This window comes from Actinoplanes sp. GCM10030250 (assembly GCF_042666575.1).
Classification (GTDB): Bacteria; Actinomycetota; Actinomycetes; order Mycobacteriales; family Micromonosporaceae; genus Actinoplanes.
This window is the reverse complement of record NZ_JBHTDO010000048.1, coordinates 1-21,704: the sequence shown is the minus strand read 5'-3', so window position 1 is coordinate 21,704 and position 21,704 is coordinate 1. Positions and strand designations below refer to the sequence as shown.

Here is a 21,704-nt window from a genome sequence, read left to right as displayed (position 1 = left end):
TCCCAGTCGGGATCTACCGGTAGTGCCGTGCCTGTCCCACGAGCGGGACCAGGCCCAGCAGGAAAAGGGCTTGCAGCGCCAGGACGCTGCCCAGATAGAGCGCCGCGTCGACCGCGACCACGCCCGGGCCGCCGAACAGCGGGCTGACACCGAGCAGCAGCCCGGCGCCCACGTGCACCGCGATCGCGGCTAGCAGGGCGGAGCAGAGCCACCCGTGCCGTTCGAAGCCCGCGAGCAGGAAGCCGGCCAGGTAGGCGCCGCCGAGCACGACATGCGCCGCGATCATCAGGACGCCGCCCGCGGAGAGCCGGCCGGTGACGGCGAACAGGGCGACCAGCGCGACGGCCGGCACCGCGGTCACACCCAGGCAGGCGATCGTGTCCCGGGCGATCAGCCGCCACACCGCCGGCCGGAACTCCATCGGCCGCTCGATGCGGTGGGTCATGGCGACGACCAGGCGGTGGAACCGTTCGGCCCGCCACTCGACGAAGCCCATCACCAGGATCAGCGGCGCCACCGACGCCGCCACGTCGAAGCGGGTCAGCAGGTACGGCGCCTGGGCGTGCAGCAGCAGTACGGCGGAGCAGAACCCGTAGCAGGTCACGCCGACCAGGCCGAACCGGTGCGACCGCAGGACCGGGCGGCCGGACGGCTCCCCGTCGGTGCCACGGCCCCGGGTCGCCAGCAGCGCCACACCGAACGCGGCGAGCATCCCGGCCACGGCGAACGCGACGGCCGCCGGGCGCAGCTGCGGCCCGGCGATCAGGTAGGCGCCGCCCGCGACGGCCGCGGGCAGCATGGTCGCCGCCAGCCGTTCCTCCTGCCGGTAGAAGACCAGGACGGTGCCGGCCATCTGATAGGCGAGCTGGCCCGCCGTCAGCAGGATCAGCGTGGCCCCGCCGCCGGCGAGGAAGACCACCGCGACGCCGGCCGCCGCGCCGGCCAGCGGCGCGGCCAGTGTGGTGCCGGCCAGCAGCCGGGCGGTCGCCCGCAACCGGCCGGCGCCGAGCAACTTGTACGCCGCGTAGGCCGCTGTACCGGAGTACATCCAGCCCAGGCCACCGGCCAGAGCCAGGGCCAGCACGAGGGAGCGCTGCCCGAGAACCGCGAGCACGGCGGGGAACACCGCACTGGGCAGCGCGTAGAGCGGGCCGTGCGCCAGCACCCGGACCCGCTCCCACCGGCCGCGGCTCGCGGCGGCCGGCGGCGCTTCGTCCGGTGTGAGCGGCCCGAGCCGGCTGAAGACCGCGGTCGCCAGGCTGAAGACGTCGGTGAATCCGTACTCGACCCGGGCGATGCGGTCGGTGCAGCCGTCCGCCTCCAGTGCCGCCGCCACCTGGAGCCCGTCGACGGCCCGGCGCAGGCGCGGGCGCATCCGGTCGACCAGTTCGTCCACCGGGTCCGTGGAGATCTGCGGAAGCACCACCGGGTGGCTGGGCGGTGCGGGGTGATCGCCGGCGGCGAACCGGCGGCCGGCCGGGTGCTGCCGGGGCGCGCGGGGCGCATCCGAAGCGGCACCGGGCTCTCGGCGTACAGGATCGGTCTTGGTGTTTGTCTCTGTCTCGGTGTCGGCCGCCAGCCGCAGGGTGCTGCCCGGCGTCTCCCCCTCGCCGGCGCTCATCGCAGCACCTCGTTGATCCCGAAACCGTCCGTGGGCCGCTGCAGCGGCCCGTTCCCCCGCAGGTGCCGCGGCGGCTGTCCGGCGCTCAGCGGTGCGGCGAGTCCCTCGTAGACGTTGCGGTACATCTGCAGCGACTGGCTGAGCGTGAAATGTTCCAGGACGCGCTGCCGGGCCGCCTCACCCAGCCGGCGGCGCAGATCGTCGTCCCGCAGCAGGGTCAGGCAGGCCTTGGCCACCGCGGCGTGGTCGCGCGGCGCCACCACGATCCCGGTGTCACCGACCGCCTCGGCCACCCCGCCGACGTTGGTGCAGACCGTCGGCCGGCCACAGGCCATGGCCTCGACCACGGTGTACGGGAAACCCTCGGAAATGCTGGTCAGCGCGACGATGTTGCCCGCGTGATAGGCGTCGACAGCGTTGCCGATCCGGCCCTCCAGCACGGCGGCGCCGGTCAGCCCGAGCTCGTCGATCAGCTGCCGGCAGGACTCCAGGTAGAACTGGTTGACCGCCGGAGTGCCGCCGAAGATCCGCAGCCGGGCGGCCGGCATCTCCGCACGCACCAGGGTGAACGCGCGGATCAGGGTGTGCAGGTCCTTCAGCGGGTCGATCCGGCCCATGAACGCGATCGTCGGTGTCTGCGGCTCCTCCAGAGCGGCCGGGAAGTCGCCCGGCTCGACGCCGTTGTACATCGTCCACATGCGCTCCGGGTCGGCGCCGTTGTGCAGCTGCCAGCGCCGGTTGTACGCGGAGTGCGGCGCCAGCACGTCGGAGGTCAGGTACGCCGCACCGGCCAGCGACCGGAAGAAGCTCAGCACCAGGACGCGGACCGCGTGCGAGACGTCCTGCTCCAGGTACGACATGTAGCGTTCACGCAGGTAGATGCCGTGCTCGCTCATCACCGACGGTGTGCCGTGGCGCCACTTGGCGGTCATCGCGACCAGGGTGGAGAGCCCGTTCATCGAACAGTGCACGATGTCCGCCTCGACCACCGGTGCGCTGAGCGGCCGCAGCATGTGCTCGATCAGCCAGGTGGCCTGCAGCGCGTCGGCCAGCGTCGGCGCCGGGCCGGACTCGCCGACGCGCAGGTCACGCCACGCGTCGACCATCATGGCCAGCGCCTCGTTCGACATCAGCGCCGCGCTGAGGTCGCCACCGCCGGCCGCGTACTCGTGGAGCCCGCGCAGAGCGAGCAGGAACAGGTTGCGGTTGGCCGCGCGCTGCTCCTCGGTGGTGGTCTCCAGCGGGGTCACCAGCGCACGCAGCAGAACCTGGTACGACTCGGTGAACGCGGTACCGGGCCGCACCTGGCGGGCCAGCCGGGCGCGGTGGTCACCGGGACCACCGCCCCACAGCGGGACCGAGTGCACCCGGTCCAGGTTCGCCGGCGCGCCGAAGACGGGTTTCTCGGTGCCGTCGACCGTCAGCGCGACAACCTGCCAGCGGTAGTCGGGCATGCCGCGGATGAGCTGCTCGCACCAGATGCTGACGCCGCCCATCGCGAAGGGGTACGTCCCCTCCGACACCAACGCGATCCGCACGTGTCACCCGCCCCCGGCCGGTACGCCGCTCAGACCCGCGGAACCGCGGTGAGCGTCACCGCGGTGTTCGCCGTGAGCGTCACCGGTGCCGTGCGGTCGCTGCCGTACGACGTGGTGGCCGCCGTCTGCACACCGCCCACCTGGACCGTCCCGGCCAGCGGCGAGCTCACCGCGACCGTACCGGCCACCCGGTCGTAGACCGCGTCGACACCGCCCGCGAGCTGCGCGAAGTGCGCGTCCCGCACGCTGGTGTACGCGCCGATCCCCGACCAGTCCGAGTTGAGCAGCGGCACGGCGTAGTACGACTCGTACTTGCCGATCACGGTCCGCACCCAGTCGTTGACCAGCGAGCCACCGCCGCCGTAGTCGTGGACGTTGGCGATGTGGAAGGTGTGCGTGTTGATACCGCCGGCCGCCACGTGCTGGAGCGCGACGCCCGCCTCGTAGTCGAGGATCTGCTGATAGGTCCGGTCGGTCGGCCAGTACGGGAACTTGCCGTTCGGCCCGTAGAAGGAGTTGTAGAACGCGGTCTCCTCCTCCGGCGTGGTGACGAAGTAGGCGATGTTCGTCGGCCAGTCCGACACCACCGAGATGCCCGGTGCCATCGGGTGCGCGATACCGGTGTTGAGATGCGCCGGCTGGTGGCTGGTGAACGACATGTTGCCGTGCAGGTACTTCACACCCAGGTCGGTGGCCGCCTGGAGCAGGTTCGGGTTGGAGCCGGCCAGGCCGTGATCCACCGGGGCGCCGGTGTCGTCGTCCGGGTCGACCGTGTAGACGCCGAGGCCGGAGTACTCCGGGGTCTTCAGGACGTCGTCCGGCGCGGTCAGCCCGATCGCGTTGCCGGCCACCCGGTTGTCCCGGATCTCGGCGTACGTCGTGGCGTAGTCGGTCTGGTTCAGCTCGGGGTGGTTGAGCGTGTGGTTCAGCCAGCGGAAATGGCTCGCCAGGCATTTCGTGGTCGCGGTCAGCTCGTTCGGGCCGCCGTCCGGGCTGCACGTGTTGCCGGCGAACGGGTCGATGTCGCTGCCGTTGAACGCCAGGTTGTAGGTGAACCCGGCGGCCTGCGGATGCGCGGCGCGCAGTGCGCTCTGCTGGTTGTCCAGGTTCACCATCTCGCGCGCCGACACCCGGAAGCCGGGTTCGTACTCGATGTGGCCGTCCGGGTAGTAGTGCTCCGCGGTGTTGAACCAGTCGTCGATGTCGACGTTGAGGTGGTGCCGTTGCTCACCGAGGAACAGGCCCCGGCTGGTCCACCGGAACAGGCCGTAGACCAGCAGGTCGGACTGGAGCAGGTACTGGTTGAGGGTGAAGGTGAGGGCGATCCGCTCGCGGCCGTCGGTGGAGGTGGTACGGACACCCAGCACGTCGGCGCCGCTGGTGGCGATCGCCTCGGCGGAACAGCCCGCGGTGATCCGGGTGCGGTAGACGTACGACTGCACCACCGGAACGGTCACGCCGGCCCGGAGGTAGTCGAAGACGTCAGCGCCGGCCGTGGTCAGGTCGACGTTCAGCGGGGTGTCGCCGACCGCGGTCTCCCCGGCCGAGGTCAGGCAGTAATCCTCCGGCCAGGTGCCGTAACTGGTGTACAGGGCGGCCTGGCGGACCCCGAAGTTGCGTTCGTAGGCCCAGAGGATGTTCCACTCGGCGCTGTCCAGCCCGGTGAGGTAGCTGCCGCCGGACGCGTACACGAGCATGCTGTTGGTCAGCAGGATCGCGTTGTACCGGCCGGTGCCGTCGGCGCGCGCGAGCGTGTCGATGGTCAGCGGCGTGTCGGCGGTGTAGAGCACGTCGTAGGCCGCGCCGACCCGGTCGAGCGTGGTCTTCCACGTGGGCACGCCGAAGTCCTCGGTGTTCGTGGCGATCACCAGCGCTCGCAGCGCCACCCGGTCGTTGCCCGCCGCGGCACGGGCCGAGGGCAGCGCGGAGGTGGCGGAGCGCACGGCCACCTTGCCGGTACGCCGTGGCAGCGCGGCCGGGCGGGTCGCTTCGGGGCGCGCCACCTCGCCGTAACCGGGCACCCGTGGCGCGACCGCGCCTGGCTGCTTCGGCGAGGACGGCTGCGCGGCGGCTGGGGCCGGCAGGGCGGCTACCAGGAGGCCGGCGCAGATGGCGGCGAGGGCGATACGCACCGGGCGACGGCGCGAGGGAGCGGCAGGAGTCATCGGGCGTCCTCCGGGACGAAGCAAACGAGGGAGCGGTGCCGCGGCGGGCGCGGGCCGGACTCGGTCGTTCGCCAGGAATGGGCCGACGGCGAGTCTAAGCAAGATTTAAGGATTTTCTGCCCATTGATAGCGGACATTTTGTTTGACAGCACGGAGCGTTGACGTTGAGCGCCGGCCGGTGCTAAGGGACCGGTTCAGTTGGTGCGGGACAACGATCCGGCAATACCATCGGCACGCCTCAACCTGACGCTGACGTGCCAACTTCGGGCCGGGACGGCAACACGTCGTTCATCGCTACGTGACAAGCCCGGGTGATCAGCCCAGCACCCATGATTTGCTCCACTTAGGAGGGATCTCAAGCTTGAAGACCGGCTCGCGAGGTTTCGCATGGAGCAGAAGAACGCTCCTTAACTGGGCCTTAGCGCAATCGTGCGGTGACTGAACGTGTTCAGCAGTCGGTAAGGCACTGGTCGCGGGGTGTCCATTTGCCCGGCAGAATGGGCATCGGCAAAGCCTCGGGGCACATTGCCGTCCCCTCGTCCGAACGGGCAACCTTTCGCATGAGCGAAGCCTATTGACATCTAATAGCAATAGAGATAAGTCAATGTCAAACCGCCCTTGTCGCACACGTTGAGGTTGCGTGCGACCTGGTAGTGCCCATAGCCCACGGAGGCGCACACGGTCGCGCCCACACCGTGCCACCCCCACTGCCGCCGCGGGCCGGTGGCACGCTCGGCTGCGGCCCGCGCGAGGCCGGTCACAGCCGGATCAGGCCGGCGACCTCCTCGGGGAGGCCGGGAGAGGTCATGACGTGGCCCATGCCGGGGACGATGTGCAGTTCCGCGCCCGGAATCGCGGCGGCCAGGGCCTCCCCGTGGCGGAGCGGGAAGACCGGGTCCTGGTCGCCGTGCACGACGGAGGTCGGCGCGGTGATCGACGACAGGGGGGCCTTCAGGTCAGGGTCGGGCATCCACGCGGCCCGGTTGTGGTTGGCCGCGGCTGACGGGTCGGTGGCGCGGGACAGGGCCAGCTCGAGCATCGCCCGGGCGGACGGCTCGTCGAACGGGCGGACCGGGCCGTTGAAGACCCGGAACAGGGCCACGTCGGATTCCACGCCCGGCGGCAGCCCGGCGGCCGTGTGCGCGAGGAACTCCGGCGCCGGGGGCGGCAGGTCGTCCGGGTCGGCCGGCTCACCGGCGAGTGCCCGTGACAGCGCCGGACGCGGGTCGTGGCCCATCGGCGAGCTGGTTATCACGGTCAGGGAGCGGACCCGGCCGGGCGCGTGGACTCCCAGCCACTGAGCGATCATCCCGCCCAGCGACGCGCCGGCTATGTGAGCGGAGTCCAGACCATAACCGTCGAGCACAGCAAGGCAGTCGCGAGCCATGTCTCCGATCGTGTACGGGTGGGCGTCGAAGTCGACGAGGCTGGACCGGCCGGTGTCCCGGTGATCGAAGCGGATCACCTGGACTCCGCGCTCGACAAGCCGGCTGACCAGCGCGTCAGGGCAGAGGACACCCTGTGCGGCCGAACCCATGACCATCAGGACAGCGGGAAGCTCGGGATCCCCGGTCCGCTCGGTCCAGAGCCGCAACGGCCCGGAGGCCACAAATCGCTCGTGCGCATCCACCATGGCGGCACGGTAGCGGTTGTCCGCCGCCGGACGCCGCCGATTATCGGTGGTTCAGCCGCACCCCGAGACGGGCGAGCTCAGACGTGCTCCTCCAGAAACTGGAGGATCCGTGCGGAGACCTGCGGGAAGTCCGAGTCGCCGGGATTCAGGTACTGGCCGTGCCCCTTACCGGGGACCGTCACGAACTGCTTCGGCCAGGGCACGGCGTCGTACGCCGCCCGGCCCGCCTCGATCGGCACCACCGGGTCCCGGTCACCGTGCAGGAACAGCATCGGGGCGCCGGGCCCGCTGAACCCGGTGGCAGGCCGCCGGCCAGCAACCGACACGGCGGCCCGCAGGGCGGGTGAGTGTCCCTTCCGGAACAGGCCGAGGGTGGTCGTGCCCCCGGCGGAGAAGCCCACCGCCGCGACCCGGTCGCCGTTCAGATGCGGGGCAAGATCACTTACGGTCAACTGCTTCAGCACGTACGCGGCGTCGGCGGGCTGCCGCCGGATGTCTCCGGAATCGACCTTCACCCGCCCGTTGGTGTGCGGGTAGGCGGGTGCGGCAACGACGTACCCGGCCTTCGCCCAGCCGGTGGCGAGCGGCGCGAACTGTTCGGGGAGCCCGCCGAGGCCGTGGCTGAAGAGCACGATCGGGTGACGGCCGGCGGCCATGCCGGTGCCGTCGGGGCCGCTCGCGTACCAGAGGGTGGTGGGCAGCGGGCGGTCCTTGCCGCGGGCGAGCTTCAGGACGCGGGTCAGGATTCTGGGTGTGGCGCTGGCCGGTGAGCCCGCCTGGGCGCGAGGGCTGGTGCCGCAGGCGGCGAGCAGCAGCAGGACAGCCGCCGCCATCGCCCCGATCCTCCGCACACCGTGACCCTATGAACATGCGACAAGCCGGGCGACGGCGTTGCGGGTGACTTCACGCCCCGTTCGGGTGACCTGGTCAGGGCGTTGAGCGGGCGATGTCCACCGACTTGCGCCACACGTCGGCGAGCCGGTTGAGTTCCCGCTGGTCCGGTTCGGGCAACGCCGTCAGTACGGACCGGGCGATGGTGGCCTCGATCGCCGGGAGCTGCGCCTTCGTCGCGCACGACCTGTCCAGGGTGGCGACGGCGATCTCCCGCCGGTGCGTCTCGGCGGTGGGGCCGGTCTTCTCGTACAGCTCGCCGATGTGCTTGCGGGCGTCGGCGGGAGACGGGTACGGCGCACCGCCGGACGCCATGCAACTGCTCCAGACGGCGGTGGCCGCGAGGTACCGCGGATCCTGCTGGACTTGCTTCTGTACGGGCTTGTTGACGATCTGCGGCACGTAGTAGACCTTCACCTGCGTCTCCAGGTCACCGAAGAGGCTCACCCGGGCGGCCGACTCGCAGCCCCTGGTGGAGTAGGTGATCTGCCGCCCGTCGGACAGCTGCACGGCCGCCTGGTCCGCGCTGCGCAGCACCTCGAGGTAGGCGGCTCGTTCGGCGTCGGGCAGACGTGCCAGGTAGTAGTCGTTCGTCGCCCGGTTCGCGCTCGGGTCGGCCTGCTTGCCCACGTGCGTGGCGTACAGACCGTAGTCGGTGGCGGTCGCGGTCGCGGGCGACGGCTTGTCGTCGACGACGTAGCGCAGGCCGGCCGCGGTCATGCAGCGTGCCACCAACCGCCCTTCGGCCCTGGTGATCGCATCCTGACCGGCGGCGTAACCGCCGGCCTGCCTGACGAGATCGAGCGCCTCGGTGCTGATGACCGGAGCAGGCGGGGTGGCGGTCGACGCGGAGCCACAGCCGGCGGTCGCGGCCGCCACGAGGAGCGCGGCAACTACAAGGATCGGGCGCATGTTCCTGTCTTCCCTCACATCGCCGGCGGACCGGCTCCATCGGCGCGATACCGAGGAACCGGCCCGGCGGTACAGCGAACCGATCAGCAGGACCAGCTGTTCGCGGAGATGTTGTCGTTCCAGGGACCGGTGTCGGTGTGCCAGGTCGCCAGGTTGCTGACACCCTGGCCCCGGGCGAGGAACTCGCGGCCCTCGGTGTAGTTGGCGGACAGCCACACCTCAGCGGTGCAGCTGGTTCCGTTGTTGTAGATCGACGAGGCGCAGTTGGTCCACTTGTTGTTCGGGCAGCCCTGGTGCGAGAACGCCGCCCAGTTGGGGTTGGATCCGGACAGCTTGCCGGGCCCGCTGTTCCAGCCGGTGCCGTTCCAGAAGCAGAGGTTGCCGGCCGTGCAACCGGCCGGTGCGGCGAGGGCGGAGACCGGCTCGGCCGCCGTCAGGGTCAGACCGGCCTGGGTCGCCGCGCTGGCGGGCTGGCCGATGCCGATCACCAGGGCGAACAGCGCGGTGAGCACCACGGCCAGACCCCGCACCACGCCGCGCGTTGTCGTTCCTGTTCCTAGCGTTAACACATGAACCTCCCGTATACGGACAGCCGGAAACATCCGGTACGGGGGGGTCAGCGCAGCCCGATCCGTCCCCGCACGGATGCCACCACCATGATCGGGAGCAGCATACTGTCCACTGTGCTCATCCGCGCCCCCTCGACGGCTATCGATGGGACGCCGTGCGGGAAACGGGCCGTGAGCTGCCGGCCCGAGCAAGGATGCCGATGCCCGTGATCGCACCCCGAGGATCCGGCCGGCAAGGGCGTCGAGGCGGTCCGCCCGATCCGCGACGAGATCAGGGCCGGCGTGGGGACCCTGCTCGCCGAGCTGGTGCGGCGCTGACCGATGGTATGACGCGTCCCACTGGTGGCCTGCGTGGTTCCGGTCTGACGTGACGTTAAGGTTGCGGGTGGATAACCGTCGGCGGACGGTATGCGGTGTTTCGCGAGGAGCGGTTGGTGAGTCAGAACGTGCTGGCATCCATGACGGGCGTCGCTGTGGAGGCCGGCCGGAGGCGTACGTTCGCGGTCATCTCCCACCCGGACGCCGGCAAGTCGACGATGACCGAGGCTCTCGCCCTGCACGCCCGGGTGATCGGGCAGGCGGGCGCGGTGCACGGCAAGGGCGACCGCCGTGGTGTGGTGTCCGACTGGATGGCGATGGAGCAGCAGCGTGGCATCTCGGTCACGTCGGCGGCGCTGCAGTTCGCCTACCGCGACTCGGTGATCAACCTGCTGGACACCCCCGGGCACGCCGACTTCTCCGAGGACACCTACCGGGTGCTGACCGCCGTGGACAGCGCAGTCATGCTGCTGGACGCGGCCAAGGGCCTCGAGCCGCAGACGCTGAAGCTCTTCGAGGTCTGCCGCCAGCGCAGCATCCCGGTGATCACCTTCATCAACAAGTGGGACCGGCCGGGCCATGACGCCCTCGCCCTGATGGACGAGATCGAGCAGCGGATCGGGCTGAAGCCGACCCCGCTGACCTGGCCGGTGGGTATCGCCGGGCAGTTCCGCGGCGTCATCGACCGGCGCACCGGCGTGTTCACCCGGATGCAGCGCTCCCCCGGCGGCGCCGACCTGGCGATCGAGGAGGAGCTGAGCGCAGCGGAGGCAGCCGAGCGATACGGCGCGGACTGGGACACCGCGACCGAGGAGCTCGAACTGCTGGAGATGACCGGCGCCGATCACGACCAGGACACCTTCCTCGGTGCGACGAGCACGCCGGTGCTCTTCGGTGCGGCGGTCGCCAACCTCGGCGTACGCCAGCTTCTGAATGTTCTTGTGGAACTTGCGCCGCCGCCGGCGGCACGGCCCACGAAGGCCGGTGCGGATCAGCCGGTGGACAGCACGTTCTCCGGCTTCGTGTTCAAGATCCAGGCGAACATGAACCCGGCGCACCGCGATCAGGTGGCGTTCGTGCGGATCTGCTCGGGGCGCTTCGAGCGCGGCATGATCGCGACGCACGCCGGGACCGGCCGGCCGTTCACCACGAAGTACGCGCAGCAGATGTTCGGGCAGGGCCGCGACACGATCGACGAGGCGTTTCCCGGCGATGTGGTCGGCCTGGTCAACGCCACGTCGCTCGGCATCGGCGACACGCTGTACGTGGGCGAGCCCGTCCAGTACCCGCCCCTGCCGTCGTTCCCGCCGGAGCACTTCGCCGCCGTGCGCACCAACGACACCTCGGCCTTCAAGCGCTTCCGCCGCGGCATCGAGCAGCTCGACGGCGAGGGTGTCGTGCAGGTGCTGCGCTCCGAGCAGCGCGGCGACCAGTCGCCGGTGCTGGCCGCCGTGGGCCCGATGCAGTTCGAGGTGGCCACCCATCGCCTGGAGGCCGAGTTCGGTGTGCGGGTGCAGCTCGACCACCTGCCGTACGAGACAGCGGCACGCACCGACGCCGCCGGCCGCGAGATCCTGCGGACCGAGGCCGGCGTCGAGGTGATGACGCGGGTGCGTGACGACGCCCTGCTCGCCCTCTTCCCGCACCGGTGGCGGATGCGCACGATCGCCGGGCGCCACCCCGACCTGCGGCTCGACGCCTGATGGCGCTCGGACCGCTCCGCTGGTACGCCGTACTCGCCGCGCTGATCTTCGGGATCGTGCCGGTCGTGCTGGTCAGCATGCTGGTGGCGCGCGGCAACACGCCCTCGCAGGTCGGCTTCCTGCTGATCGGCGGCATCCCGCTGGTCATCGCCGCGATCGTCAACGTGGTGCGGGGCCTGACCGGCTCGGATCCGGAGCTCGCCGCCCGGCGGCTCAACCTGAGCATGGCCCTGGTCGCCGGCGCCGACGTGCTGCTGCTCGGCGGCAACGCGCTGATCAGGATGTCCACGGGCTGAAAAGTGGGCCGCCATGGGTGTAGAGAAGACCCATGAGCACTGAGGTCTCCTTCGCCGTACCCGGTGGGTCGCTGGCCGCCCTCGATCACGGCGGCACCGGCCGGCCCGTGCTGCTGGTCCACGGCACCGGTCACAACGCGGCCGCATGGGGTGCTGTCGCGGACCGGCTGCTCCCCGGCCACCGGGTGGTCGCCGTCGATCTGCGCGGGCACGGTCACAGCACCGCGGTGTCGGAGACCGCCGAGCAGTACTGGCGTGACCTGGCGGTGGTGGTCGAGGCCCTGGGCTGGGAGCGGCCGCTGCTGGTCGGCCACTCCACCGGGGGTTATGCGGTCACCGCGGTAACCGCGGCGGGCCTCGTCGAACCGGCCGCCGTCGGCATCGTCGACGGCCTGGTCCTCGACGACCGGCCGACCGCGGCGAAGGCGCTCGCCGAGACCCGCTCGGCGAGGACCGCCGAGGACTTGCGCCGCGCGTTCGGCTACGGGTTGCGCCTCGACAGCGGCCCGCGCGACGCCTGGATCGAGGAGCAGGTCTCCCGGGTGCCGACCGACTGGCTGAACGCCGGTGCCGACCCGGAGCTGGTGCGCGCGGTCGCCGCCCGCAGTTTCACCGCCGAGCCGGCGGCCGACGGCTGTTTCGTGCGGCTGCCGACGATCGAGGAGGTGGCGGCGACCACCGAGGCGCCGCAGGACGCGGCGGTCCATCCCAGCGTCGACGTCTACGACCTGGTCACCTGCCCGATCACGATCGTGCTGCCCGACCAGGGGTTCTACGCCCGGCGCCGCTCCGAGGTGGCCGGTATCGCGGCGGGGCGCGACCGGCGTGAGCTGGTGGACCTCGCCGGTGGCCACAACGTCGTGATGACACATCCCGCCGCGGTGGCCGCCGTGATCCGCGATCTGGCGGAGTCTGTGTAGGACCGGCCGGTGAATGGCTGCCGGCGAGGACCGTCACGGTACGGCGGCCATCGCGGGTACGGTGGCGAGGAACTCCCGTGCCAGCGTGATGTCACCCCCGATCTCGGCGTCGATCCGGCCCGGGTCGCGACGGTCGCCGGCCAGCCGGCAGAACTCGACCACGTCGAGCGCCACCACCGCGGCCGGCCGGACCACGGCCGGGACCACGGCGGCGGCGTCGAGTGGCACGGTCCACACCCCGCCACCCGCGCCGGTCAGGTGCAGGCGCACATACCGGTCGTGGGGTGGCGCGATGCGGCGGCAGGTGAACCCGGGCAGCATGCGCACGGCGAACTCCACCATCGGGCGCACGTGCTCGGGCAGCGGCCGGGCGACCTGGTGACCGATCGCCGCGGCGATGTCCTCGCCGTGGATCCAGGTTTCGAAGGCCCGGGCCAGCAGCGCGTCCACCAGCGGGAACGGGCGGCCCATGACGACCGTCACCGAACCGGGCGCCAGCTGTCCGGCGAGGAACCGGCACATCGCGTCGGCCTGGGCCCGCCAGGACTGCCGGGTCTGCTCGGCGGGCCGTTCGCGTTCCCGGCGCAGCACGGCAGCGGTGCGCGCGGCGAGTTTCTGGCCCGGCTCGACCGGCTGCTCGACGGGCAGCCCGAGGCCGGCGGCGACCAGGCCGTCGGTGGCGGCCAGATGCCCGACGAGGTCGTGCACCGTCATTTCGCCGTAGGCCGCGGTTCGCTCCCAGTCGCCGGGGGCCAGGTTCGACAGCAGCAGATCAAGGGCTGAGACCTGGGCGGCGTACGGGGCGGCGTACCCCATGGTCGCTGTCGCCGGGCGCCGCCGCGCCCACGCCGCCGACCGCAGCCGGACCAGCGACCCGGCCGGCGGCCGTAGGTGTTCGCCGCCGATGCCGGCGGCGGCCTCGCGCAGCTCCCGGCTCTCCCCCGCGCAGGTGGTGCAGGTGCCGAGGTGCGCCTCGACCAGTTCGCGCTCCGCGGGTGGACAGGCGTCGAGCGCCCACGCACCGAGGAGCGGGAGGACCGTCGTGTGGCTGTCGGTGCCGGTCATTTCTCCTCCCCTTCGGAAGTGTGGATGCCGCGCAGAGCCACGGCCAGCCGGCGCAGGGCGTCACGCAACTGGGATTTCGCGGTGCCCTCGGGCACACCCAGCACGATCGCGACCTCGCGGTAGGTGTGGCCCTCCAGGTAGGCCAGCGTGATCGCCCGGGCCAGATGGGCGGGCAGGGTCTTCAGTGCCGTGCCGAGACGCCGGGCCGCGTCGGCGTCCGACACCTGGTCGCCGACCGGATCGCCACGGCTGACCGCACCGGCGTAGAGCCGCCCGTCCAGAGACTTGCGGCGGTGTGTCTCCTCCCGGCGTACCAGGTCGACCGCCCGGCGGTGAGCCATCATCGCGAGCCAGCCGCGCAGGCTGCCCTTGGCCGGGTCGTAGGCGAGCGGACGCTGCCAGATGGCCAGGAACACCTCCTGGGTGACGTCCTCGGCGGCCTGACCGTCGCGGGTGACCCGGGCGGCGATCGTGAAGACCAGGGACTCGAACCGCTCGTACAGGTCGAGGAACGCGGTTTCGTCGCCGTACACGAGCCGGTCGCGCAGCATCGCGTCGTCGCGGACCGCGTCGGTGTCCCGCTGCTGGGACAGGGCGCTCATCCCCACCTCGGCCTCACTCGGGGTTGCGGGTCGCCGGGAGTGTCACCGGGCGGTGACGCATGTCTTCTCCAGCCGTGAGCGTTCCGTCTCCACGTCGCGCAGGTACCGCGGTTCGGCCGTCTTGCTGTCGAGCCGGATGCGGAGGTAGCCCAGCGCGAGGACCAAGGCCTCCATCGGCTCCCGGACGTCCGCGGTGGCGGTGGGCCCGAGCGTCACGAACTGGTCCTGCACCCGGCGCAGCTCGGTACGGTCGGCGGCCGACAGCGCCGCGACGTCGTCGCCGTGGGTGAGCCGGGCGAGCGAGCGGACGGCCTCGGCGGCGTCGCGGCAGGCACCCGGCGTGAACTGTTCCACCGCCGGCAAGACCAGTGGTGGCCGCGACGGCGGGGCGGGACGCAGGATCAGTACGGCGGTTCCGGTCAGAACACCCGCCGCCGTGAGTGTGGCCGCCACGATCAGTGGACGCTTCACGATGTGCTCCTTCCCTTGGGGCGCCGCTGTCGCGGCGCCCCAGAGTCGTCCGATCAGTTCTGGTTCACCGCGATCACGTTGGGCAGCGCGACGTAGGGGAACGTCCCGCGGAACGGCAACGTGTTGTTGTCGACGGCGTCGCTGAGCCCGTCCACCGCTGCCGGGTGGTTCGGCAGCAGCACACCCTCGGCCACCCGGATGGTGACGTCGGTGACGTCGTCGGCGAGCCGGCGCCCGTTCGGGAATCCGGCGTTGTCACCGCCGAGCACGCCGAGACGGTTCGGTGTCGCCGCCGGCGGGACGGACATGTTCAGGCGAAGCTGCTCACTGGGCATGAACTTGGCCGGGTCGACGTCGCCGTTGAGCCGCTGCGAGTTGAGGTCCGCCGCGACCGGTCCGCAGGCCTTGCACAGTCCGGTGAGGAACACCTCGACCAGGTCGTTGCGAGGTGTGGCCGGTGCCGGGATCTTGTAGAGGTCCTGGATCCGGCGGGGCACCTCCGGGCTGGTCACGAACGGCAGGAACCGGGAGTCGTTCTGCGGTGCGGTCGCGTTGAACTCGTCCTTGCGGCCGACCGGGATGACGACCTCGTTGACCAGCGGCATGCCGAGCCGGGAGACCTGCTGCCAGCCGCCGTACCGGTTGCGGTTGTTCAGCGTGTCCACGACCTCGATGCGCTGCCGGGACGTGGTGGACCAGATGCCGACGACCGGGTTCTTGGTCGCGTCACCCTTGAGGGCCAGCGCGCTCTTGGGCACCTGGATGGCGATCGTGTTGGTGTTGTAGCCGCGGACGGTGTCCACGCCGACCTCGGAGAAGTTTCCGCCGAAGTAGTTGTCGAAGAAGTTCAGATCGATGAAGAACGGGTCGTCGGCCTGCCCGGCGAAGGTCCGGCCACCGCCCGGCAGGTTCGTGATCGCCGCGTTGGACAGCTGGGCGTAGTTCGGCATCGACGCCGCGCCCACCCGTGACGGCGCGACCCGCCCGTTGTTCACCAGCACCGTGCTCCCGGAGGCGGTGATGGCTTCCAGCTTGTAGTTCTGCCAGAAGTTGAGATCCGGGTCGTCGAGCGTGGTCACCACGCCCGTGTTGTAGAGGTACGTGTTCTTGCTGCGGTAGGTGTTGTCGAAGGTCCACCGGTAGATCAGGTCGGCCCGTGCGTCACCGTCGCTGTCGATGTTGATGTCGTACGCCGCGTCGTTGGCGAACGGGTAGAAGTTCGGCCCGCCCTTGGGCTCCTCGAAGGGCACCCAGTTGGCGATCATCGTGACGGTGTTCGGCGAGTCGGGGCTGACGAACGCGTACACGTCGGTGTTGTCCAGCTGGGGCTCACCGGCGACGAGCGGCGCCTCCCGGTGACTGGACGCCTGCGAGATCGCCGGCGCCAGCGACGCGACGCAGGCGGCCGCGACGAGTGCCGCCGCGACGCCGAGCGCCGGTCTCCCTGTCGGTTGTCGGAACATCTCTTCCTCCTCCACGGAGCCGCTGCGGCCCGGACGAGCCGCTGTGGCTGTCGGAGGTCGTTCGTGGCCCGGCGCGTCCCGGATGTGCCGAGTCGGCCTGACGACATCGGTCATCCGGGAGGCCGCCGCGTGCGAATCCCGCCCGACGAAGACCCAGCCGAGGAGGTCCGCAAATGCGCCGCGTGGTGATGCTCATCGTCGTCTCGGTGCTCGGCGTCGCGCTGGTCGTGACGGCCGGTGCGCTGCTGGAACCGTGGAAGGACAGCACACCGGCGAGCGAGGGGACCGTCGGCGACACCGACCCGATCGCCGCCGCACGCCGACGGCTGGAGCGGGTGCCGAACGACTGGACGACCTGGGGTCAGCTCGGCATGGCGTACGTCCAACGCGCCCGGACCACCGCGGACCTGGCCGACTACGCCCGCGCCCAGGAGGCTCTGGACAGGTCGCTGTCGATCCGGCCGGAGGAGAACGCGACAGCGCTGACCGGTCTGGGTGCACTCGCCGCCGCACACCACGACTTCCCGGCCGCGCTGAAGCAGGGTCGTGCCGCGCTGGCGGTGGATCCGTACCGGGCGGCCGCGCTCGGTGTGGTGGCCGACGCGCTCACCGAGCTGGGCCGCTACGACGAGGCGTTCACGACCGTCCAGCAGATGGTGGACCTGCGGCCAGACGCCGCCTCGTACGCCCGGGCGTCCTACACCTGGGAGCTGCGCGGCGACCTCGCCCGCGCCACCGCGGCGATGCGCCGCGCCCTGGACGCCGCACCCGACCCGGCGGACGCCGCGTTCGCGCGGCTGCACCTCGGGCAGCTGGCCCTGGAGACCGGCGACCTCGACACCGCGACGGCCCATTTCACTGAGGGGCTGCGGTTGCTGCCCGGCCATCCGCCGCTGCGTGCGGGCCTGGCCCGGGTACGCGTGGCCCGCGGCGACACCGCCGGAGCCATCGCCGAGTTCCGGTCCGTACCGGCTCTGGACCCCGCGTCCGCCGTCGAGTTCGGTGACCTGCTCATCGCCGCCGGCCAACCGGCCGAGGGTGCGAAAGAGCATGCCCGCGCGTGGGAGGTCTGGTCCGCGGCGGCCGGCAGCGGCAACCCGCCGGAGCCCGACCCGGTGCTGTTCGCCGCCGACAACCGCAATCCGGCCGCGCTCGACGCCGCCCGCCGCCTCTACGCCGAGCGGCCGGGCATCCTCGGCGCGGACGCGATGGGCTGGGCGCTGCGGGCGGCCGGGCGGCCGGCGGAGGCACTCCCCTACGCCGACCGGTCGCTGAGGCTGGGCACCCGTAGCGCACTTCTGCACTACCACCGCGGGATGATCCTCGCCGACCTGGGCAGGCGCGACGCGGCCCGGGTGGAGCTGGAGACCGCGTTGCGGCTCGACCCGCACTTCTCCACGCGGCACGTTCCGCTCGCCCGCGCGAAGCTGACCGAGCTGACCGGTTAGGCGGGCACTCGATCCACGCGGATCTCCACCCCGGAAGGTGGCGGTTCGCATGCCGGCGGCCCAGGTCCGGCTGGAGGTTACCGCCGTGGGCGCACTGCCGGTTCGAGCAGCGACAACGTCCGCTGCCGCGTGTCGAGGCCGGCGCGGACGCCGACCGGCATCGGCAGATTCGGGCCGGCGTGTCCGAAGTCGACGTTGCCCAGCACCGGGATGTCACGGTCGCCGAGTACGTCGAGGACGATCTCGGACAGCGCCGGGCCCGCCTCGGGCGATTCGAGTCCGGCGATGTCGCGCGGGACGCCCACGACCATGCCGGAGATCCGATCGAGGATGCCGCAGTGCCGCATCACCTGCAGATAGCTCCACACGTGCGAAGTGTGGCCGCCGATCTCCTCCCAGAACAGCACGGCACCGTCGAACCACTCGAGCGGCACAGCGAAGCGCGTCGCCTGCACCAGAGCGATGCGATTGATCACCCCACCGATCAGTGGGCCTTCGGCACGCCCGGCGCGCCAGCACTCCCACGACGAGCTCGCCGGTAGGGCACCGATCGGCTCGGTATCGGTCAGCAGCTTGGAGTAGAGCGTCTCGAGTTCCGCTCGGCGCGCCGCCGGCGCCGTCTGCCAGTGCCCGCCGAAGCCGGGCACGGCCATGTCGGCATGGAAACCGACCAGGCCCGCGCGTGCGTAGAGCACCAGATGCAGCAGGGAGATGTCGCTGTAGCCGAGGATCGGCTTCGGGTCGGCCACGATCGCCTCGAAGTCGATCAGGTCGAGGTAGCCGAACGCCGTCTGGCCGCCGTCAGCCGCGACGATCGCACGCACCTCAGGATCACGAAGAAAACCGTTGAACTCCGCGGCGATCTCGGCCGGCGCCGCCGCGCTCCACCACCGGTGCCGTCCCACTTCGAGCAACGGTGCCCGGCGTACGCGGAAGCCCATCCGCTGGAGCACCACCACCGTCTGTTCGACGTTGCGCTCGTAGGCCGCTGGCAGTGGCCCGGACAGCGACGCGATGACGATGAGATCTCCGGGCCTGAGCGCACGAGGTCGCAGCAACTGAGGTGATGCGGAATCGGTCACCGGGGCAGTATTCGCACACGCGCCACACCGCGCCACATATTTTCACCGGACCACTGCTCCGGGGATCAACCCCGGCTCGCCACCCGGGACGGGCGTCACGTGACGCGGTTGGTCTGGTAGGCCCACAGCGCGAGGTCGACGCGGTTCCGGGCCCCGAGTTTGGTCATCAGGCCGGTGAGATGGAACTTGACCGTACTCATGCTGATGTGCAGCTCCCGCGCGATCTCGGCGTTCGTCCTGCCCCGCGCGACCCGGTCCAGCACATCTTCCTCCCGGCCGGTCAGGGCGTGGACCGGCTGGGCCGGTGTGGTGGCCGGGCCGCTGGTGGCGAACGTGGCGAGCAGCCGGCCGGTGACGGCCGGGTCGATGAGCGCGTCACCCCGCACGGCGGCGTGGATCGCCTGGACCAGCTGGTCCGGTTCGGCGCCCTTGAGCAGGAAGCCGCGGGCGCCCGCCTTGAGGGCTCCGTAGATGTACTCGTCGGTGTCGAACGTGGTGATCACGACGACGGCGATCGGATCGGCGATGTCCGGTCCGGCGAGCAGACGGGTGGCCTCGATGCCGTCCAGCACGGGCATCCGGATGTCGAACAGGCACACGTCCGGCCTCAGCCGGCGGGCGAGCACGACGGCCGTACGTCCGTCGGCCGCTTCCCCGACCACCTCGATGCCGGGCTGTCCGTTGAGGATCGTCGACAGTCCCGCTCGTACGATGCCCTGGTCGTCGGCGATAAGAACGCGGATGGTCATGTCGCGGCGCTCCGGCGGGACAGGACGGCCCGGACGATCCAGCCGCCTTCCGGTTGCGGTCCGGCGGTGAGCGTGCCACCCAGGAGCGTGATCCGTTCGGTCATGCCGAGCAGCCCGAATCCGGGCAGGCCGCCGGCAGACACGATGCGGGCGCCGTCGTCGCTGACCGTCAGCTCGACATCGGTGGCGCCGCCGGTCACCTCGACCATGACCTGGGTCGCCTGCCGGGCGTGGCGCTGGACGTTGGTGATCGATTCCTGCGTCACGCGGTAGAGGGCACCCTCGACGGCAGGCGGGAGGGACGTCAGGTCACCGCGCAGCTCGACGTCGATGCGCAGCGCCCCGGTGCTGCCGGTGGCGAGACCGTCGATGTCGGCGATCCCGCGCTGGGGTACCAGCGGCGGCTGCTGCCGGTGGTCGCGCAGTGCACTGACCATCGTGCGCATCTCCGCCAGCGTCCGGGCCGCCTCCTGATTGATGGTTTCGAGGGCCTCCGTCGCTCCGCTTAGCGACGATGACCGGGCAAGGAACAAGCCTGCCTGCGCCTGGATCGCGATCGCGGAGACGTGGTGAGCCACGGTGTCGTGCAACTCCCGAGCCAGCTGTTCGCGTTCCTGAAGCTTGGCCTGCACGATCAGCTGTCCGCGGGCGATTGTCCGGTAGCGCACCGACGCCCCGAGGGCGGCGGCGAGCAGCACGATGGCGATCCCGGCGATCGCCTCAGCGAACCCGGGGAGGTCGACGCTGACAATGACGGTCAGCGCCACCGCCATGACTGCCATCCCGACGACCACCTCGCGGCCGGCACGCCATCGCAGAAGCGAGTAGGCCAGCACCAGAACCACCCATCCGCTGTGCAGCACCACGGGTTCGGTGCCCATGACGAACGTGGCGAGGTCGAGGACCGCGAACCCTCCGAAGGCGTACACCACCGCCGGCAGCGGGTGGATCCGCCGGACCAGGACGGCGAGCGCCAGGCCGGATCCGAATGCGACGGCTACCGGCCGCCAAGCCAGGTCTCGGAATGCCGCATCGAACACGAGCACGGTCAGCACCAGCGCGGCGAGGGCCCAGTCGCGCCGGGTGTACGGCGACGGGCGCCGCACGGCGGACAGCAGACTCGTCGCAGCGTCGGACACGATTGTCACGGTAGCGATCGGGCGCTTCCCGCGAACCCGCCGCGCGACCAGCCGTTTCCCTGGCCGATAGGCCAGGAAAGCCCCGGCCGCAGGAGCCGGGCGCCCCACCGCCGGTACGCCTGAGACTGGGCGCCTACCGGAGGAGAAGACCCGTGAACGGAAATCAGGCAAGCACCCTGCTCGACACCAGGGCCGACGTCAAGGTGATGCTCAGCGGCTTATGGGTCACCACGCTGTTCGTGTTCGCCTACGTCGACATCTTCGGCTTCTACCGCGCTGATGTGATCGATGGAGTGCTCGCCGGTGAGGTGTCCGGCACCGAGTTCACGATCGACCAGACGTTTCTCGTACTCACGACGCTGTACATCGTGGTCGCGGCATTGATGGTCGTCATCTCGCTGCTCGCCCGGGCGCAAGTTAACCGGATCGCCAACATGGTCGTCAGCCTGTTCTATGTGGTCACCGCCGCGGCCACGCTCATCGGTGAAACCTGGGTCTACTACATCGCCGGGACCATGATCGAGATAGCGCTCCTGCTGATCATCACCCGGGTCGCGTGGGCGTGGCCGAAAGTCACGTAGATGAACCCGCTTCGCAGTCCTCGTAGGCGACGCGCTTGACCCACTCGGCCGGGCCGGCGTGGGCAGGCGTCGCCACAGCATGGAACGGATAGGTGATGGCAGACAGCGCAAAACAGTTGGGGCCTGGCCGGATCTCATGCGCCAGGACCGTCATCCGGTCGCCGACGACGGTGATCGCTCCGATGAGTACGGAATATCCGGTGTTCGAACACGCCCCGAGCGCGGCGACAACGCACATCTCGGTCTGCCAGTCCACCGCCGGCACCGCTGGCCCGGATGATTGGCCGGCGGACGATCCCGCCCAGTGCCGCGTCCACTCGTCCGCATCGCGGACGACGTGCAGACCCGCGGAAGGTTTCCGGTCCGGGCGCACAAGGGAGCCTGTTGCTTTTTGGTTTGGCTCAGTTGTTAGGCAGCGGTTGGGGATTTGGTTGGGTGGGGTGGATGGCCCGCGGGGCCGCGGAGCGGCCCTGGGGGCCACTGTTTGGGGTTATCCGGTGGCGAGGCGGGTGGTGGTGACGCCGAGTTGGTGGAGTCG

20 protein-coding genes and 1 pseudogene are annotated in these 21,704 nt (G+C 70.8%); 6 read left to right on the top strand and 15 right to left on the bottom strand.

Annotation, left to right across the window (positions count from 1 at the left end; genetic code table 11):
* Positions 1 to 13 precede the first annotated feature (13 nt).
* The 7 genes from ACFQV6_RS39280 to ACFQV6_RS39250 form a co-directional block, all read right to left on the bottom strand.
* The gene (locus ACFQV6_RS39280; protein ID WP_378032796.1) at positions 14 to 1,621 is read right to left on the bottom strand and encodes a hypothetical protein; all 1,608 of its coding nucleotides are present in this window, start codon (positions 1,619 to 1,621) and stop codon (positions 14 to 16) included.
* Complete coding sequence (pelF, locus tag ACFQV6_RS39275) at positions 1,618 to 3,159, bottom strand: GT4 family glycosyltransferase PelF (protein WP_378032795.1); 1,542 nt, start codon at positions 3,157 to 3,159, stop codon at positions 1,618 to 1,620. The genes ACFQV6_RS39280 and pelF overlap by 4 nt, the downstream gene beginning before the upstream one ends.
* A gap of 29 nt (positions 3,160 to 3,188) precedes the next feature.
* Positions 3,189 to 5,324 (bottom strand): hypothetical protein, encoded by a 2,136-nt coding sequence (locus ACFQV6_RS39270; RefSeq protein WP_378032794.1) that lies wholly within the window; start codon positions 5,322 to 5,324, stop codon positions 3,189 to 3,191.
* Between the two features lie 757 nt (positions 5,325 to 6,081).
* A complete protein-coding gene (locus tag ACFQV6_RS39265) occupies positions 6,082 to 6,957 on the bottom strand; it encodes an alpha/beta fold hydrolase (RefSeq protein ID WP_378032793.1) in 876 nt (291 codons plus the stop codon).
* Between the two features lie 77 nt (positions 6,958 to 7,034).
* Entirely contained in the window at positions 7,035 to 7,808 is a 774-nt protein-coding gene (locus ACFQV6_RS39260) for an alpha/beta hydrolase family protein (RefSeq protein WP_378032792.1), read from the bottom strand.
* A 76-nt stretch (positions 7,809 to 7,884) separates the two neighbouring features.
* Positions 7,885 to 8,760 (bottom strand): hypothetical protein, encoded by an 876-nt coding sequence (locus tag ACFQV6_RS39255; protein ID WP_378032791.1) that lies wholly within the window; start codon positions 8,758 to 8,760, stop codon positions 7,885 to 7,887.
* Between the two features lie 83 nt (positions 8,761 to 8,843).
* Positions 8,844 to 9,293, bottom strand: coding sequence for a peptidase inhibitor family I36 protein (locus tag ACFQV6_RS39250; protein ID WP_378032790.1), 450 nt, complete (start codon positions 9,291 to 9,293; stop codon positions 8,844 to 8,846).
* 255 nt (positions 9,294 to 9,548) lie between these two features.
* Between ACFQV6_RS39250 and ACFQV6_RS39245 the strand changes: the two are divergent.
* The 4 genes and pseudogenes from ACFQV6_RS39245 to ACFQV6_RS39230 all read left to right on the top strand — a co-directional run.
* Positions 9,549 to 9,647: pseudogene (locus ACFQV6_RS39245) on the top strand (heat-shock protein HtpX); the annotation flags it as partial.
* A 116-nt stretch (positions 9,648 to 9,763) separates the two neighbouring features.
* Positions 9,764 to 11,350 (top strand): peptide chain release factor 3, encoded by a 1,587-nt coding sequence (locus ACFQV6_RS39240; protein ID WP_378032789.1) that lies wholly within the window; start codon positions 9,764 to 9,766, stop codon positions 11,348 to 11,350.
* Positions 11,350 to 11,646, top strand: a complete 297-nt coding sequence (locus ACFQV6_RS39235; protein ID WP_378032788.1) for a hypothetical protein — start codon at positions 11,350 to 11,352, stop codon at positions 11,644 to 11,646. Before ACFQV6_RS39240 ends, ACFQV6_RS39235 begins: the two co-directional genes overlap by 1 nt.
* 32 nt (positions 11,647 to 11,678) lie before the next feature.
* The gene (locus tag ACFQV6_RS39230; protein ID WP_378032787.1) at positions 11,679 to 12,566 is read left to right on the top strand and encodes an alpha/beta fold hydrolase; all 888 of its coding nucleotides are present in this window, start codon (positions 11,679 to 11,681) and stop codon (positions 12,564 to 12,566) included.
* A gap of 33 nt (positions 12,567 to 12,599) precedes the next feature.
* Here the strand turns inward: ACFQV6_RS39230 and ACFQV6_RS39225 are convergent, their stop codons facing one another.
* From ACFQV6_RS39225 to ACFQV6_RS39210, 4 genes are read right to left on the bottom strand one after another with little or no spacing between them, the layout of a single operon-like run.
* Complete coding sequence (locus ACFQV6_RS39225) at positions 12,600 to 13,631, bottom strand: maleylpyruvate isomerase family mycothiol-dependent enzyme (RefSeq protein ID WP_378032786.1); 1,032 nt, start codon at positions 13,629 to 13,631, stop codon at positions 12,600 to 12,602.
* Positions 13,628 to 14,233 (bottom strand): sigma-70 family RNA polymerase sigma factor, encoded by a 606-nt coding sequence (locus ACFQV6_RS39220; protein ID WP_378032785.1) that lies wholly within the window; start codon positions 14,231 to 14,233, stop codon positions 13,628 to 13,630. The genes ACFQV6_RS39225 and ACFQV6_RS39220 overlap by 4 nt, the downstream gene beginning before the upstream one ends.
* A 42-nt stretch (positions 14,234 to 14,275) precedes the next feature.
* Positions 14,276 to 14,704, bottom strand: a complete 429-nt coding sequence (locus ACFQV6_RS39215; protein WP_378032784.1) for a hypothetical protein — start codon at positions 14,702 to 14,704, stop codon at positions 14,276 to 14,278.
* Between the two features lie 53 nt (positions 14,705 to 14,757).
* Positions 14,758 to 16,167 (bottom strand): DUF4331 domain-containing protein, encoded by a 1,410-nt coding sequence (locus tag ACFQV6_RS39210; RefSeq protein WP_378032783.1) that lies wholly within the window; start codon positions 16,165 to 16,167, stop codon positions 14,758 to 14,760.
* A 173-nt stretch (positions 16,168 to 16,340) separates the two neighbouring features.
* Here ACFQV6_RS39210 and ACFQV6_RS39205 point away from each other — a divergent pair, with 173 nt between their 5' ends.
* Positions 16,341 to 17,615: a tetratricopeptide repeat protein gene (locus ACFQV6_RS39205; RefSeq protein WP_378032782.1), complete on the top strand. Its 1,275-nt coding sequence runs from the start codon at positions 16,341 to 16,343 to the stop codon at positions 17,613 to 17,615.
* A 77-nt stretch (positions 17,616 to 17,692) separates the two neighbouring features.
* Here the strand turns inward: ACFQV6_RS39205 and ACFQV6_RS39200 are convergent, their stop codons facing one another.
* From ACFQV6_RS39200 to ACFQV6_RS39190, 3 genes are all read right to left on the bottom strand, one after another.
* A complete protein-coding gene (locus tag ACFQV6_RS39200) occupies positions 17,693 to 18,697 on the bottom strand; it encodes an LD-carboxypeptidase (protein WP_378032781.1) in 1,005 nt (334 codons plus the stop codon).
* A gap of 95 nt (positions 18,698 to 18,792) precedes the next feature.
* A complete protein-coding gene (locus ACFQV6_RS39195) occupies positions 18,793 to 19,446 on the bottom strand; it encodes a response regulator (RefSeq protein ID WP_378032780.1) in 654 nt (217 codons plus the stop codon).
* Positions 19,443 to 20,585 carry a sensor histidine kinase gene (locus ACFQV6_RS39190; protein WP_378032779.1) on the bottom strand — a complete coding sequence of 381 codons (1,143 nt, stop codon included), beginning with the start codon at positions 20,583 to 20,585 and terminating at the stop codon, positions 19,443 to 19,445. Before ACFQV6_RS39190 ends, ACFQV6_RS39195 begins: the two co-directional genes overlap by 4 nt.
* Positions 20,586 to 20,737: 152 nt before the next feature.
* Between ACFQV6_RS39190 and ACFQV6_RS39185 the strand changes: the two genes are divergently transcribed.
* Positions 20,738 to 21,166, top strand: a complete 429-nt coding sequence (locus ACFQV6_RS39185; RefSeq protein WP_378032778.1) for a DUF6326 family protein — start codon at positions 20,738 to 20,740, stop codon at positions 21,164 to 21,166.
* Here the strand turns inward: ACFQV6_RS39185 and ACFQV6_RS39180 are convergent.
* Positions 21,159 to 21,422, bottom strand: coding sequence for a protease complex subunit PrcB family protein (locus ACFQV6_RS39180; protein ID WP_378032777.1), 264 nt, complete (start codon positions 21,420 to 21,422; stop codon positions 21,159 to 21,161). The two genes, ACFQV6_RS39185 and ACFQV6_RS39180, sit on opposite strands and share 8 nt — an antisense overlap.
* Between the last annotated feature and the right edge of the window lie 282 nt (positions 21,423 to 21,704).

What these genes read in the sequence shown, in the direction of transcription:
- ACFQV6_RS39265 (WP_378032793.1), bottom strand. Translation starts at nt 6,957, where the DNA reads ATGGTGGATGCGCACGAGCGATTTGTGGCCTCCGGGCCGTTGCGGCTC.
- ACFQV6_RS39210 (WP_378032783.1), bottom strand. Translation starts at nt 16,167, where the DNA reads ATGTTCCGACAACCGACAGGGAGACCGGCGCTCGGCGTCGCGGCGGCA.
- ACFQV6_RS39280 (WP_378032796.1), bottom strand. Translation starts at nt 1,621, where the DNA reads ATGAGCGCCGGCGAGGGGGAGACGCCGGGCAGCACCCTGCGGCTGGCG.
- ACFQV6_RS39230 (WP_378032787.1), top strand. Translation starts at nt 11,679, where the DNA reads ATGAGCACTGAGGTCTCCTTCGCCGTACCCGGTGGGTCGCTGGCCGCC.
- ACFQV6_RS39195 (WP_378032780.1), bottom strand. Translation starts at nt 19,446, where the DNA reads ATGACCATCCGCGTTCTTATCGCCGACGACCAGGGCATCGTACGAGCG.
- ACFQV6_RS39220 (WP_378032785.1), bottom strand. Translation starts at nt 14,233, where the DNA reads ATGAGCGCCCTGTCCCAGCAGCGGGACACCGACGCGGTCCGCGACGAC.
- ACFQV6_RS39255 (WP_378032791.1), bottom strand. Translation starts at nt 8,760, where the DNA reads ATGCGCCCGATCCTTGTAGTTGCCGCGCTCCTCGTGGCGGCCGCGACC.
- ACFQV6_RS39270 (WP_378032794.1), bottom strand. Translation starts at nt 5,324, where the DNA reads ATGACTCCTGCCGCTCCCTCGCGCCGTCGCCCGGTGCGTATCGCCCTC.
- ACFQV6_RS39225 (WP_378032786.1), bottom strand. Translation starts at nt 13,631, where the DNA reads ATGACCGGCACCGACAGCCACACGACGGTCCTCCCGCTCCTCGGTGCG.
- ACFQV6_RS39205 (WP_378032782.1), top strand. Translation starts at nt 16,341, where the DNA reads ATGCGCCGCGTGGTGATGCTCATCGTCGTCTCGGTGCTCGGCGTCGCG.
- ACFQV6_RS39235 (WP_378032788.1), top strand. Translation starts at nt 11,350, where the DNA reads ATGGCGCTCGGACCGCTCCGCTGGTACGCCGTACTCGCCGCGCTGATC.